The following is a 12,647-nucleotide window of genomic DNA, read 5'->3' as shown; positions in this document are numbered from 1 at the left end:
CCGAGTGCGACACCGGCGTCGCCCGGCCCGCCGGTTCTTGGAGGCGTCATGAACGCGCCGACCGCCCTCGATCGGGGCCGAGTTGCATATCAGGAACATCGATGGAGCGAGGCCATCGCGGAACTCGGCCGCGCCGAACATGAGTCCACGACCACGCCGGAAGACCTCGAGCGCCTCGCCACATCCGCGTTCCTCGTCGGGAACGCCCAGGACGGCGTCGACGCGCTGACCCGTGCACATGAAGCCTTCCTCGGCGCTGGCGACACGGCGGGGGCGACGCGATGCGCGGCGTGGCTCGGAATGCAGCTCATGGACCTCGGCGATCGGGCGCGCAGCACGGGCTGGTTCGCCCGCGCGCAGCGCCTCGTGGAGACGGATCCGGCAGCGGGCGTGAGCCAGGGCTTCCTCCTGATTCCCGAGGGGCTCGGTGCGTTGTACGCCGGCGATGGAACGAAGGCCGCGGCGGCGTTCGAGCAGGCGGCCGAGTTCGCGCGTCGGTTCGGCGACCCCGACCTGATCGCGCTGTCGCACCTCGGTCAGGGCCAGGCGATGATCATGGTGGGAGACCCCGAGTCCGGGCTGATGCTGCTCGACGAGGTGATGGTCGCCGTCACGGCCGGGGAGGTCTCGCCGATACCGTCCGGCATCGTCTATTGCGCGATGCTGCAGTGCTGCAGGCTCGCCTTCGACCTGCGTCGCGCCCACGAATGGACGCGCGCGCTCGACCACTGGTGCGAGGCGCAACCCGACATGGTCGCCTTCAGCGGACAGTGCCAGGCCCAGCGCGCGGCACTCTTCATCCTGCACGGGGCCTGGGGCGATGCGCTCGTCGCAGCGGGGTCGGCGCAGGAACGGTCGGGACGCGGTGACCGCGACGGGCTGTTCAGTGCCTGGTACCAGGGCGGAGAGGTGCATCGGCTGCGCGGGCAGCTCGAGCTCGCGGAAGCGTCGTACGAACGTGCCGCGCAGACCGGCTGGGAACCACAGCCCGGACTTGCGCTGCTTCGCCTCGCGCAGGGCCGGACGAAGCTCGCCCAGTCACTGGTCCGCGGTGCCGTCGACCGAGCTGATCCGTCGGAACGGCGATGGATGCTCGCGGCCGCCGTCGAGATCGAACTCGCCGCCGGCGATGTTCGCGCGGCGAGGGCGATCGTCGAGGAGCTGAAGGCCGTGCAGGAGGTGTGCACGATGCCGATGATCCGGGCCATCGTCGATCAGTGGGAGGCGGCGGTCCTACTGGAGGAGGGTGACGCCCCGGCCGCCCTGTTGACCGCGCGGCGTGCATGGGCCCGATGGCGCGAGCTCGACGTGCCCTACGAGGCAGCACGATGCCGGGTCATCGCGGCGAGAGCCTGCCGCGCGTCGGGAGATGAGGTGTCTGCGGCCATGGAGCTCGACGCAGCCCTCACCTCGTTCGCGGATCTCGGCGCCCGGATCGCGCTCGCTGCCACCGAGGCGCTGATGGCGTCGCACGCGCCCGGTCCGGTCGGCGGCCTCACGCCGCGCGAAATCGAAGTGCTGCGGCTGGTGGCGGCGGGCAAGACCAACCGGCGTATCGCGTTGGACCTCTACCTCAGCGAGAAGACGGTCGCCCGGCACCTCAGCAACATCTACGCCAAGCTCGGCGTCTCGTCCCGGTCGGCGGCGACCGCATTCGCGTACCAGCACGACCTGGCCGGCTGACCGCCGCCTGCACAGAACGCCCCACGCCACGCCCGAAAGGATGGGTGGTTCATCCGACGCGGCATCAGTGGCCTGATTCGTAGCCTCGGCACGATGAACATCGCGGTCGAGGAGGTCGGATCATGAACGACAGCGCAGAGCACGGGTCGGGTCGAGTGCTGGACACCGTCGTGATCGGTGGTGGACAGGCCGGGCTCGCGATCGGGTACCACCTGACGAGACAAGGTCGAGACATCGCGATCCTCGACGCCCACGACCGCGTCGGCGACGCGTGGCGGGTGCGTTGGGACTCGCTCCGACTGTTCACTCCGGCCAAGTACGACGGCCTCCCGGGGATGCCGTTCCCCGGCGATCGACTCGGCTTCCCGACGAAGGACGAACTGGCCGAGTATCTCGAGGCGTACGCCGCCAGGTTCGGATTGCCGGTGATCACCGGTGTCCGCGTGGATCGACTGTGGCGCGACGACGATCACTTCGTCGTCTCGGCGGGCGAACGCCGCTGGATCTCGGAGAACGTGGTCGTGGCCACGGGCGGATGCGGCGCACCGAACGTGCCGGACCTTGCGCGCGGGCTCGGGACATCCGTCCTCCAACTCCACTCGAGCGAGTACCGGAACCCCGGGCAATTGCAGCCGGGGGGCGTGCTCGTCGTCGGGGTCGGGAATTCGGGCGCGGAGATCGCCCTGGAGCTGAGCGGTACGCGCCCGACGATCCTCGCCGGGACCCCGTCAGGTGAGTTGCCGGTGCGTCACGGTCGGGCGGCCGCCCGATTCGTGCTCCCCGTCGTGCGGTTCGCGGGCTTGCACGTCCTCACGCTCGGTACGCCGCTCGGACGCAAGGTGCTGCCCAAGGCGGGCGCGAAGGGTACGCCGCTGATGCGCACCAAGACGGCGGACCTGGAGGCCGCCGGCGTGACGCGCGTCACCCGCATGACGGGGACCCACGACGGTCGGCCGGTCGTCGGCGACGGCGACGTGCTCGACGTGACGAACGTGATCTGGTGCACGGGGTACCGTGAGGAGCTCGATTGGATGGACGTTCCGGCGTTCGACGACGATGGGCGGCTCATCCAGCATCGCGGCGTCGTCACCCCCGTTCCCGGTCTCTACGTGCTCGGGCAGGAGCTGATGTACGCCATCATGTCGGCGAGCCTGCCCGGTGTGAGCCGTGACGCGGCCTACCTTGCGAGGTACATCGCGGCGCGCAGCGGCCCGCAGGCGGCAACGGCCCCGCGACGACGGGAACCGCAGCGGATGACCGCGTGAACGCGAGAAACAGGAGCGGGCGACCTGTTCCGGGTCGCCCGCTCCTGGTTCCTACAATGAGCGTCAGCCGACGCGGATCAGCTTCTTGTTCACGAACTCGTCGGCGCCGAAGCGGCCGAGCTCGCGACCCGATCCCGAGCGCTTGATGCCGCCGAAGGGCAGCTCCGCGCCGTCCGCCAGCACGACGTTCACGAAGACCATGCCGGCCTCGATCTCGTTCGCGACGCGGTCGGCCTGCTCGGGATCGGTCGTGTAGAGGTACGACCCGAGGCCGAACGGGATGTCGTTCGCGATCCGCACGGCGTCGCGCTCGTCGGCAGCGCGGTACACCTGCGCGACGGGGCCGAAGAACTCCTCCTTCGACGCGGGATTGTCGCTCGAGACATCCGTCAGCACCGTGGTCTGGAAGAACGCACCCTCGCGCGTGCCGCCGTGCACGAGCTTGGCGCCGTGCTCGACCGCGCGCTGCACCTGCTGCTCGAGACCTTCGGCGGCCTTCAGCGACGACAACGGCCCGAGCGCCGAATCGCTCGAGGTGGGGTCGGATGCCTCGACCTCGGCGATCTTGGCGGTGAACTTCTCGAGGAACGGCTCGTAGAGGTCGTCCACCACGATGAAGCGCTTGGCGGCGTTGCACGACTGGCCGCTGTTGTCGAGACGAGCATCGACGGCGTTCTGCACGGCGGTGTCGAGGTCGTCGGTCGAGAGCAGGATGAACGGGTCGGATCCGCCGAGCTCGAGCACGACCTTCTTGAGGTGACGGCCGGCGACCTCGGCGACGGCGGCGCCGGCGCGCTCGGAGCCCGTGAGCGAGACGCCCTGCACACGCGGGTCGGCGATGACGGTCTCGATCTGGTCGTGCGACGCGTAGATGTTGACGTACGCGCCCTCGGGGAAGCCCGCGTCGCGGAAGATCCGCTGCATCGCCTCGGCCGACTCGGGGCACTGCTCGGCGTGCTTGAGCAGGATCGTGTTGCCGATGATGAGGTTCGGCCCGGCGAAGCGCGCGACCTGGTAGTACGGGAAGTTCCACGGCATGATGCCGAGCAGCACGCCGAGCGGGCTGCGCCGCACCACGGCCGAGCCGTCGCCGGCGAGCAGCTTCACCGGCTCGTCCTTCAGGAACTCGGCGGCGTTGTCGGCGTAGTACGAGTAGATATCGCCGGCGAAGTCGGCCTCGGCGAGCGCCTGCTCGATGGGCTTGCCCATCTCGCGCACGATGATCTCGGCGAGCTCCTGGCGGCGGTCGACGTGCAGTTCGCCCACCCGGCGGATGAGGGCGGCGCGCTCCTCGACGGTCGTCGACTTCGACCACGTGCGGAACGCCTCGTCGGCCGCGGCGATGGCCGCCTCGAGCTCCGCATCGGTGATCGTCGGGTAGGTCTTGAGGACCTCACCGGTCGCAGGATTGGTCACGGCATAGCTCATGGGGTTCTCCTTCTCGGGTGCACCGCGCCATCGTTGCCTGAGCCTGTCGAAGGGCGTCTGCCGCGGTGCATACGCTCGTTCCGTCAAAGATATAACAGCAAATGATTCAATTCGACCCGGATGCCACGAGCCCGGCCGCCGGCGCGACGAGCACGCGGAACGGGGTGCCCGGGCACGCCTCCGCGTGCTCCCACGCGCCCGCGAGTTGCCCGACCTGGAGCGTGGGCTCCGTGGAGACGACGACGCGGCCCGCCTCGTTCACGAGCGCGAGCGGTTCGGGCACGTCGAGGAGCGCCCCGAGGAGCTCCCGCTCGAGGCCGCGCACCGAGACATCTGCGCCGACGACACCGACCATGCGGGCGATGCCCGACGCATCGTCCGACGCGCCACCGGCGTGCACGGGCATGGTGAGTGTGAGGATGTAGTCGCACGTGCAGAGGTGATCGACGTAGGGGCCCGTGACGTGCGCGTGCCGGGTGCTCGCCGGGATCGCGTACCACTCGAGCGCGCGGAAGTCGCGGAGGTACTCCGTGTAGCCCCGCGTCGTGAGATCGAGGCGTGTCGGCTCGGTCGTCGAGCCGAGCACGGGGTTCGCGTCGAGCGGTCCGAGCCACCACGCGAAGTGCACGTCGCGGCCGCGCACGATCTCGCCGTCGGCGATGAAGCCGGCGCCGACGAGGAGCGGGTCGGGCTCGGTGAGGCGGGGGAGCACGAGGTCGGCGACGGCGCCGTCGAGCTCGGCGGGCCGCACCTCGGGGGAGTTCGCGATGAGATGCTCGATCGGCGCCCGCCACGCGGACAGCTGGTCGAACACGCCCGCGAAGACGCCCCCGACGGCCACCGCGACGTCACGCGCTGATCGGCTCATCGAGCGCGCCTCCCCGTTCGATCCGGGCCTTCGCGGCCAGGAGGTGCTCGGAGAGCACGCGCACGAGCGTGCCGGCGGCCTCGCGGGCCTTCGCGGGTCGATGCGTGGTGACGGCGCGGGTGATCGCGCGATTTCGCGCCGTCGCCTCGGTGCGCACCGCCTCGTCGTCGAGGCCGAGCAGCAGCAGCGGGCCGAACTCGGCCTGCAGCCGGATCTGCTCCCGCACGAGTCGCGCCGACTGGCTGAGCACGGCCACCTCGAGGAAGAACCCGCCCTGATTGGTTCGAGCGGATGCCGCGGTACCGAAGTCCGCGGCGGCGAGCCACGCGGTCAGGCGCTCGCCGTCGCCTTCGGCGGCGCGTTCGGCCGCTCGTTCGGCGGCGGCTCCGAAGATCGCGCCGAAGTACACCGCCATGTCGCTGAGCTCGACCTGGGCGAGCGCCCGCAGACGGGACGTGATGAGGGGGCGGTGCGGGGCGTCGCCCTCGACGACGAAGCTGCCGCCGTCGCGCCCGCGGCGGGTCTCGACGAGTCCGGCCTCGCGGAGGATCCCGAGTCCCTCGCGCACGGTGATGAGCGCCACGCCGAACCGGCGGGCGAGCTCGGGCTCGCTGGGCAGCCGCTCTCCGGGGTGCAGCACGCCGAGCACGATGCCGTCGGTCAGGCGCTGCGCGACCTGCTCAGCGCGCCCGGCGTCGGCGAGCTGGGCGAACACGGCCTCGCGCGCACCCGGTCCCACCCTCGGCTCCATGGGTTCAGGCTACCCCGGCGAATCGGGCCCCGAGTGGCGCCGCGCGAAAAAATCATTCAGGATAGGAGGAATTCACGGCGACCACCGGCGGTCGCCGTCCGGCGAAGGCGGATCCGATGCACGAGCGACCCACACCACCGCTCTCGGGCGTGCGCGTCGCGGACTTCTCGCGCGTGCTCGCCGGACCCTACGCCACCATGCTGCTCGCCGACTTCGGCGCCGACGTCGTCAAGATCGAGCCGCCGTCGGGCGACGACACACGACACTGGGTTCCGCCCGTCGATGCCACGGGTCGCGCCACCTACTTCGGCGCCGTCAACCGCAACAAGCGTTCGGTGCGCCTCGATCTCACGGATGCCGCGGGCCTCGTCGAGGCACGTCGGCTCGCGACATCCGCCGACGTCGTCGTCGAGAACTTCCGCCCGGGCGTGATGGCGAGGTTCGGGCTCGACCACGAGACGGTTCGCGCCGCGAACCCCGGCGTCGTGTACTGCTCGATCACGGGATTCGGCGCTGGACAGGGCGCGGCGCTCGCCGGATACGATCTGCTCGTGCAGGCGGTCGGCGGACTCATGAGCATCACTGGCCATCCTGACGGCGAGGCGTCGAAGGCGGGCGTGGCGCTCGTCGACGTGCTCACCGGCCAGAACGCGGTGGCCGGCATCCTGCTCGCGCTGCGGGAGCGCGACCGCACCGGGGAGGGGCAGCTCGTCGAGGTCAATCTCCTGCAGAGCCTGCTCTCGGCGCTCACCAACCAGGCCTCCTCGACGCTCGCCACCGATACGCCGCCCCGGCGCATGGGCAACAAGCATCCCAGCATCGCGCCATATGCCGTGTTCCAGGCCGCCGATCGAGAGCTCGTCATCGCGGTCGGCAACGAGAAGCAGTTCCGCGCCCTCGCCGAGGTACTGGGCGTCCCGGGCCTTGCCGCCGACGAGCGGTTCCGCGGCAACGCCGAGCGCGTCGCGCATCGTGTCGAGCTGCACGAGGTCATCGAGCAGGCGCTCGCCGGGGCATCCGCTGCCCACTGGGTCGACGCCCTGACACGCGAAGGCGTGCCCTCTGGGATCGTGAACGACGTGGCCGAGGCCATCGCGTTCGCCGAGGCGCTCGGCCTCGATCCGGTCGCCCTCGCCCCAGAGGCGCACGGTTCGGCCGCCCCGCACCGCTCGATGGCGAACCCGATCGGGCTCACCGCCTCGCCGCCCGACTACCGCACTGCGCCGCCCGCCCTCGGCGAGCACGACGGCGCCGACTGGCTCCCACGAGCATGACCGAAAGGACCCCGATGACCGACGTCACCGTCACCGCGCCCCGCATCGACGCCGTGTTCGACTTCGATGCACTGCTCGCTGACGAGGAGCGCGAGTGGCAGCAGCGCGCCCGGCGCTTCGCGCAGCAGCGCATCATGCCGGTGATCGAGGAGGACTTCGAGCAGAAGCACTTCCGCCGCGAGCTGGTGCGCGAGCTCGGCGAGCTCGGACTCCTCGGCATGCACCTCACGGGCTACGGATGCGCGGGGGCCGGCGCCGTCTCGTACGGGCTCGTCTGCCTCGAACTCGAGGCCGCCGACAGCGGCTGGCGCACGTTCGTCTCGGTGCAGGGGTCGCTCGCGATGAGTGCGATCCACAAGTACGGCTCCGAGGAGCAGAAGCAGCAGTGGCTCCCCGGCATGGCGACGGGCGAGCTCATCGGATGCTTCGCCCTCACCGAGCCGCAGGGCGGCAGCGACCCCGCCGCGATGACGACCACCGCCCGCCGTGAGGGCGACGAGTGGGTGCTCGACGGCGCCAAGCGCTGGATCGGCCTTGCGACCCTCGCCGACGTGGCGGTCGTCTGGGCGCGCGTTCTGGACCAGGGCGGTTCCTTCGGAGCTGGCGCCAAGGCCGTGCGCGGGTTCCTCGTGCCGACGTCCACGCCCGGGTTCACGGCCACGGCCATCGACGGCAAGCTCTCGATGCGCGCCTCGGTGCAGTGCGACATCGAGCTCGACGGGGTGCGCGTGCCCGGCGACGCGATGCTGCCCGGGGCATCCGGACTCTCGGGGCCGTTCGGATGCCTCAACGAGGCCCGGTACGGCATCGTGTGGGGCGCCATGGGCGCGGCCCGATCGTGCCTCGAGGCGGCGCTCGCGCGTTCGACCGAGCGCGAGGTGTTCGGCAAGCCGATCGGCGCGAACCAGCTCATCCAGGCCAAGCTCGCCGACATGTTCCTGGAGGTCGAGAAGGGCATCCTGCTCGCACTGCACCTCGGCCGGCTCAAGGAGCGCGGCGCCCTCACCCCCGCACAGGTCTCGGTCGGCAAGCTGAACAGCGTGCGGGAGGCCCTGGAGATCGCGCACCAGGCGCGGGCGATCCTCGGCGGCGACGGCATCACGAACGCCTTCCCCGTCATGCGGCACGCCGCGAACCTCGAGTCGGTACGCACGTACGAGGGCACCGACGAGATCCACCAGCTCGTGCTCGGACGGGAGCTCACGGGGTTGAACGCGTTCTGACGCCGCCGTGAAATCCCCGAAGGCCCGGACACAACCTCGCTCCGGCGGAGTACTGTGGCACCGTTCCAACAGAAGGAGAAGTGATGAAGGCAATGGAGCCTCGTCTCACCCGCGCCGTCGTCGAATGGACCGGATGGGGCTCGACTCCCAGTCCGGTGCGTGACGATGCACGCGTGATCGCACGATTCGGAAGCGAAGCCGGGCCCGCACTCGCCAAGGCCGCCCGTCGGCTCGAGGCCGACTTCAGCGCCGGCTCGGCCGAGTTCCGCGCGAAGCATCCCGAGATCGGAGGCGACGCCGTCGACGCGCTCGCCTGGAGTTCGGAATACGGGCGTTGACCTGACGCGCCGCGCATGACGCGGGCCGGCTGTCCGAACAGGACAGCCGGCCCGCGGTCTGCTTCAAATCAGTTGACGCCGGGGATGACGAGCCAGCGGTTCACGAGGATGAACCAGATGGCGAGCACCACGAGTGCGCCGATCGCGAGGCCGCGACCCCTGCGCCCGCCCACGACGAGCGCGACCACGAGCACGATCATCAGCACGATGCCGAGCACGATCGAGCCGAACGGGATGCCGGGCAGGAACAGCGACAGCAGGAACAGTGCGGCGACGATGATCTCGATAATGCCGATGATCGACCTGCCGCGTCCGCGGAGGCGGAGTACACCGTCGACGAGCGCGAGCGCTCCGCCGGCGAGGGCGATGATGAGGAGCCAGGACAATGCGATCATGGGTTTCCTTCGGGTTTGGCGTTTGGGCCACCGCGACGCGGGAGGGAACTCCCACGTCGCCGCCAGAGTAGCGGTGCGGAGCGGGTGGAGGCGAGGGGTTGCGCGAGGAGATTCGGGTCGGTATTCCGCGCGGGGCATGTGCCGGCCTCGATCACAGCCAGCCGTTGTCGCGGGCGATGGCGAGCGCCTCCTGTCGGTTGCGTGCAGCCGTCTTGCCGATCGCCGAGGAGAGGTGGTTGCGCACCGTGCTGGGCGAGAGATGCAGGCGTGCGGCGATGTCGGCGATGGGCGATCCGTCCACGGATGCCGCGAGCACCTCGCGCTCGCGATCCGTGAGCGGATCGGGCGGGAGCCCGAGCGCCTGGCCCGCCATACCGGGATCGATCACGACCTCACCCGCCCGCACCCGGCGGATCGCTGCGGCAAGCTGCTCCACCGGGTCGTCCTTGACGAGGAAGCCGCGCGCGCCCGCCCGGAGCGCGCGCTGCAGGTAGCCGGGCCGGCCGAAGGTCGTGACGACGACCACGGAGCAGGACGGCACGGCCGCCCGAAGGTCGGGAATGACGTCGAGTCCGCTCCGCCCCGGCAGTTCGATGTCGAGGAGCGCGACGTCGGGACGGGCGCGGCGGGCGGCGGGGATGATCTCGTCGCCGCGGGCGACCTCGGCGACGACGGTGAGATCGTCCTCCAGCTCGAGCAGGCTCGCGAGGGCCGAACGCATCATGCCCTGGTCCTCCGCGATGAGGATCGTCGTCGGTGCGGTCGGCGGTGGGGTCGTCGACTCGGTCATCGGCCTCCCCGCTCACTCGGGCGATCCGGGACGGCGGCGGCCAGCCGGAAGCCCTCGTCGGTCGACGTCGCCGAGACCTCGCCGCCGAGGGACTGCAGTCGTTCCCTGAGGCCCGCGAGCCCATCGCCCTCGGGTGTTGCCGCTCCGCGGCCGTCGTCGGTGATCTCGATGCGGGCGAGGCCACGTCCGGCCGTGACCACGATCCGGCACCGTCGCGCACCGGAGTGGCGCAGCACGTTGGTCGTCCCCTCCCGTACGACCCAGCCGAGCAGCGCATCCGCCTGCGTGTCGAGCGCATCCGGCGGCACCGCGACCTCCAGCTCGATGTCGGCGGCGCCCAGCGCGGTACGGGCCGCCGAGAGCGCGTCGGCGAGCCGCATCGACCGATAGCCGGTGACCGCGTCCCGCATGTCGGCGAGGGCCCGCCGGCCGATCGTCTCGACGTCGTGTGCATGGGTGGCGGCGGCGTCGGGATCCGAGCCGACGAGACGGCGGATCGCCTCGGCCTTGACCACGATGACCGAGAGCGTGTGCCCGAGCAGGTCGTGCAGGTCACGGGAGAACCGCAACCGCTCCGCGGCCACGGCGGCGTCGGCGAGCTGCTCGCGCGTGCGGCGCAGCTCGCCGACCACATCCACCAGGTACCGCACGAGGAACGTGCCGACTCCGGCGAAGTAGGTCGAGAAGCCGAGGAACAACGCGGCATCGAGGGAGTTTCGCTCGAAGCCCGTGGAGGTCGCTCCCGAGATGGCTGCCGCGCCCACCATGCCGAGCGCCCAGTGCCGGCGAATCGCCACGGCAGCCGCGATCGCGATGAGCGGGAAGACGAACTCCTCGTCGGTGTGCCAGATCCCGACGTAGGCCGCCGCGAGCGCGAGGAACCCGGCGAATGCGAGCTCCGATCGCCAGCGCGGTCGGCCCGCCCCCAGGTACGGCAGCCATACCGTCACCGCGAACCACGAACCGAGCACGGCGAGCGCGATCACGCGCGGGAGATCCGTCGTCGCGACGGCGTCGATCACCGGTCCGAGGAGGAGCAGGGGCGCCCAGGCGAGCGCGAACCACGGACTCGGCCGTCGGGCGAGCGCCGACAGCACGGGGATGCGATCGAGGCGCTCGCTCGCGCGGTCGGCGACCATCATCGAACCCCGTTCACTTCAGGGAGCGGTCAATCCTCGCCCGCGTGAGGCCGGCGATCAGGATCGCACCGACCACGACGTGCATCACGGTCAGGCTCGCCAGCGTGCCGGCCTCCGCGCCCATCGAGAGCGGCCCGGCGAGCGACAGGACGAGCACGACCCAGCCTACGACGAGCCACACGCGTCGCCCGTGCCGGAATCGTTCGAGCAGTGCGAGCAGAGCCCACGCGACGACGCCGGGAACGATCGCCGCAACGACGACCGAGGCCGGCGTGACCGTCTGCGCGGACGTCGCAGGGCCGACGGTGAGGTCCAGTCCGAGCAGCGGCACGCTGACGGTCCAGACCGCGAGCCCGGCCGCAGCGGCGACCACGAGCGTGAGCGAGCGGATGAGCAGGCTGCGGCGCGCCGCCGCGGGGGATGCCGCGGCATCCGGTGTATTCATGCGGGTGTCTGCCGTGATGTCCATGTCCTCGACGCTACGGAGCGGGTCGCCGCCGACCCAGTGGGCGATGTCCCGTCATCGGCAGGACGAATGTCACAGTCGGGAAATGCAACGCGACGTCACGAGGTTTCATTCGACGATCGGCCACGTGATGGACTCGTCGCGCCGGCCGATCCGAACGAACCAACCGGTACCCCGCCCACGTCACGAACGGAGCATCACCCATGTCACGCGCCCGCACCCTGCTCGGCCTCGCCGCCGCATCCGCCGCCGTCCTCGCGCTCGCGGCCTGCTCGAGCGGAGCCACCGACGACGGCACGGAGGCCGCGGCCGGTGGCGACGACTACGGCCTCGTGAGCGCCGGCACGCTCACGGTCGCGACGGAGGGCACCTACCGCCCGTTCAGCTACCACGAAGACGGATCTGGCGACCTGGTCGGCTACGACGTGGAGATCGCCGAGGCCGTGGCCGAGAAGCTCGGGCTCGAGATCGAATTCCAGGAGACCCAGTGGGACGCGATCTTCGCGGGCCTCGACGCGGGTCGCTTCGACGTGATCGCGAACCAGGTGTCGATCAACCCCGAGCGCGAGGAGCAGTACCTCTTCAGCGAGCCCTACACGGTGTCACCCGGCGTCATCGTGGTGAAGGAGGGCGACACGTCGGTCACGAGCTTCGACGACCTCGCCGGCAAGACCACCGCGCAGTCGCTCACGAGCAACTGGTACGAGCTCGCGCAGTCCTCCGGGGCGAACGTGGAGGCCGTCGAGGGATGGGCGCAGGCCGTGGCGCTCCTCGAGCAGGGCCGCGTCGATGCGACCATCAACGACGAGCTCACGTTCCTCGACTACGCGAAGACGAACGGTGCGTCCGGCCTCGAGATCGCCGCCGAGACCGATGACCCGTCGCTCAGCGCCTTCACGCTCACCAAGAAGAAGGAGGCGCTCGTCGCCGCGATCGACGAGGCGCTCGCCGAGCTGCGGGACGAGGGCGTGCTCGCCGAGCTGGGCGAGATGTACTTCGGGGCCGACGTCTCGGAGTAGGCGAAGCA

Annotated in this window: 13 protein-coding genes; 6 read left to right on the top strand and 7 right to left on the bottom strand. The window is 70.6% G+C overall.

Annotated elements, in window-relative coordinates:
• The first annotated feature begins 48 nt into the window (after positions 1 to 48).
• Both AB0K73_RS19455 and AB0K73_RS19450 read left to right on the top strand, forming a co-directional pair.
• On the top strand, positions 49 to 1,683 hold the full coding sequence (locus AB0K73_RS19455) for a response regulator transcription factor (protein ID WP_360518536.1): 1,635 nt from the start codon (positions 49 to 51) through the stop codon (positions 1,681 to 1,683).
• Positions 1,684 to 1,805: 122 nt separating this feature from the next.
• The gene (locus AB0K73_RS19450) at positions 1,806 to 2,948 is read left to right on the top strand and encodes an FAD-dependent oxidoreductase (RefSeq protein ID WP_360518539.1); all 1,143 of its coding nucleotides are present in this window, start codon (positions 1,806 to 1,808) and stop codon (positions 2,946 to 2,948) included.
• 63 nt (positions 2,949 to 3,011) lie between these two features.
• Here the strand turns inward: AB0K73_RS19450 and AB0K73_RS19445 are convergent, their stop codons facing one another.
• The 3 genes from AB0K73_RS19445 to AB0K73_RS19435 form a co-directional block, all read right to left on the bottom strand.
• Complete coding sequence (locus AB0K73_RS19445; protein ID WP_360518542.1) at positions 3,012 to 4,376, bottom strand: NAD-dependent succinate-semialdehyde dehydrogenase; 1,365 nt, start codon at positions 4,374 to 4,376, stop codon at positions 3,012 to 3,014.
• Between the two features lie 106 nt (positions 4,377 to 4,482).
• On the bottom strand, positions 4,483 to 5,244 hold the full coding sequence (locus AB0K73_RS19440) for a cache domain-containing protein (protein WP_360518545.1): 762 nt from the start codon (positions 5,242 to 5,244) through the stop codon (positions 4,483 to 4,485).
• Entirely contained in the window at positions 5,225 to 5,995 is a 771-nt protein-coding gene (locus AB0K73_RS19435) for a GntR family transcriptional regulator (RefSeq protein WP_360518548.1), read from the bottom strand. The genes AB0K73_RS19440 and AB0K73_RS19435 overlap by 20 nt, the downstream gene beginning before the upstream one ends.
• 116 nt (positions 5,996 to 6,111) lie before the next feature.
• Here AB0K73_RS19435 and AB0K73_RS19430 point away from each other — a divergent pair, with 116 nt between their 5' ends.
• The 3 genes from AB0K73_RS19430 (at position 6,112) to AB0K73_RS19420 (ending at position 8,830) form a co-directional block, all read left to right on the top strand.
• Positions 6,112 to 7,269 carry a CoA transferase gene (locus AB0K73_RS19430; RefSeq protein WP_360518551.1) on the top strand — a complete coding sequence of 386 codons (1,158 nt, stop codon included), beginning with the start codon at positions 6,112 to 6,114 and terminating at the stop codon, positions 7,267 to 7,269.
• A gap of 14 nt (positions 7,270 to 7,283) precedes the next feature.
• On the top strand, positions 7,284 to 8,492 hold the full coding sequence (locus tag AB0K73_RS19425; RefSeq protein WP_360518554.1) for an acyl-CoA dehydrogenase family protein: 1,209 nt from the start codon (positions 7,284 to 7,286) through the stop codon (positions 8,490 to 8,492).
• Positions 8,493 to 8,575: 83 nt separating this feature from the next.
• Positions 8,576 to 8,830: a hypothetical protein gene (locus tag AB0K73_RS19420; RefSeq protein WP_360518557.1), complete on the top strand. Its 255-nt coding sequence runs from the start codon at positions 8,576 to 8,578 to the stop codon at positions 8,828 to 8,830.
• A gap of 68 nt (positions 8,831 to 8,898) precedes the next feature.
• Here AB0K73_RS19420 and AB0K73_RS19415 read toward each other — a convergent pair whose 3' ends face one another.
• The 4 genes from AB0K73_RS19415 to AB0K73_RS19400 all read right to left on the bottom strand — a co-directional run bounded on the left by AB0K73_RS19415 (position 8,899) and on the right by AB0K73_RS19400 (position 11,623).
• Positions 8,899 to 9,225 (bottom strand): hypothetical protein, encoded by a 327-nt coding sequence (locus AB0K73_RS19415; RefSeq protein ID WP_360518560.1) that lies wholly within the window; start codon positions 9,223 to 9,225, stop codon positions 8,899 to 8,901.
• A 151-nt stretch (positions 9,226 to 9,376) separates the two neighbouring features.
• A complete protein-coding gene (locus tag AB0K73_RS19410) occupies positions 9,377 to 10,015 on the bottom strand; it encodes a response regulator transcription factor (RefSeq protein WP_360518563.1) in 639 nt (212 codons plus the stop codon).
• Positions 10,012 to 11,157: a histidine kinase gene (locus AB0K73_RS19405; RefSeq protein ID WP_360518566.1), complete on the bottom strand. Its 1,146-nt coding sequence runs from the start codon at positions 11,155 to 11,157 to the stop codon at positions 10,012 to 10,014. The genes AB0K73_RS19410 and AB0K73_RS19405 overlap by 4 nt, the downstream gene beginning before the upstream one ends.
• A 10-nt stretch (positions 11,158 to 11,167) precedes the next feature.
• Positions 11,168 to 11,623, bottom strand: coding sequence for a DUF6069 family protein (locus AB0K73_RS19400; RefSeq protein WP_360518569.1), 456 nt, complete (start codon positions 11,621 to 11,623; stop codon positions 11,168 to 11,170).
• 200 nt (positions 11,624 to 11,823) lie between these two features.
• On the opposite strand from AB0K73_RS19400, the gene AB0K73_RS19395 reads away from it, so the two are divergent.
• Positions 11,824 to 12,639: an amino acid ABC transporter substrate-binding protein gene (locus AB0K73_RS19395; RefSeq protein ID WP_360518572.1), complete on the top strand. Its 816-nt coding sequence runs from the start codon at positions 11,824 to 11,826 to the stop codon at positions 12,637 to 12,639.
• The last annotated feature ends 8 nt before the right edge of the window (positions 12,640 to 12,647 follow it).

Origin of the sequence: Agromyces sp. NPDC052230, from assembly GCF_040679595.1 — a bacterium.
Classification (GTDB): domain Bacteria; phylum Actinomycetota; class Actinomycetes; order Actinomycetales; family Microbacteriaceae; genus Agromyces.
This window is presented reverse-complemented; position numbering and strand designations above follow the sequence as displayed.

Excerpts from the sequence above, each read along its gene's own strand:
- AB0K73_RS19455 (WP_360518536.1), top strand. The coding sequence starts at position 49 with ATGAACGCGCCGACCGCCCTCGATCGGGGCCGAGTTGCATATCAGGAA.
- AB0K73_RS19450 (WP_360518539.1), top strand. The coding sequence starts at position 1,806 with ATGAACGACAGCGCAGAGCACGGGTCGGGTCGAGTGCTGGACACCGTC.
- AB0K73_RS19445 (WP_360518542.1), bottom strand. The coding sequence starts at position 4,376 with ATGAGCTATGCCGTGACCAATCCTGCGACCGGTGAGGTCCTCAAGACC.
- AB0K73_RS19440 (WP_360518545.1), bottom strand. The coding sequence starts at position 5,244 with ATGAGCCGATCAGCGCGTGACGTCGCGGTGGCCGTCGGGGGCGTCTTC.
- AB0K73_RS19435 (WP_360518548.1), bottom strand. The coding sequence starts at position 5,995 with ATGGAGCCGAGGGTGGGACCGGGTGCGCGCGAGGCCGTGTTCGCCCAG.
- AB0K73_RS19430 (WP_360518551.1), top strand. The coding sequence starts at position 6,112 with ATGCACGAGCGACCCACACCACCGCTCTCGGGCGTGCGCGTCGCGGAC.
- AB0K73_RS19425 (WP_360518554.1), top strand. The coding sequence starts at position 7,284 with ATGACCGACGTCACCGTCACCGCGCCCCGCATCGACGCCGTGTTCGAC.
- AB0K73_RS19420 (WP_360518557.1), top strand. The coding sequence starts at position 8,576 with ATGAAGGCAATGGAGCCTCGTCTCACCCGCGCCGTCGTCGAATGGACC.
- AB0K73_RS19415 (WP_360518560.1), bottom strand. The coding sequence starts at position 9,225 with ATGATCGCATTGTCCTGGCTCCTCATCATCGCCCTCGCCGGCGGAGCG.
- AB0K73_RS19410 (WP_360518563.1), bottom strand. The coding sequence starts at position 10,015 with ATGACCGAGTCGACGACCCCACCGCCGACCGCACCGACGACGATCCTC.
- AB0K73_RS19405 (WP_360518566.1), bottom strand. The coding sequence starts at position 11,157 with ATGATGGTCGCCGACCGCGCGAGCGAGCGCCTCGATCGCATCCCCGTG.
- AB0K73_RS19400 (WP_360518569.1), bottom strand. The coding sequence starts at position 11,623 with ATGGACATCACGGCAGACACCCGCATGAATACACCGGATGCCGCGGCA.
- AB0K73_RS19395 (WP_360518572.1), top strand. The coding sequence starts at position 11,824 with ATGTCACGCGCCCGCACCCTGCTCGGCCTCGCCGCCGCATCCGCCGCC.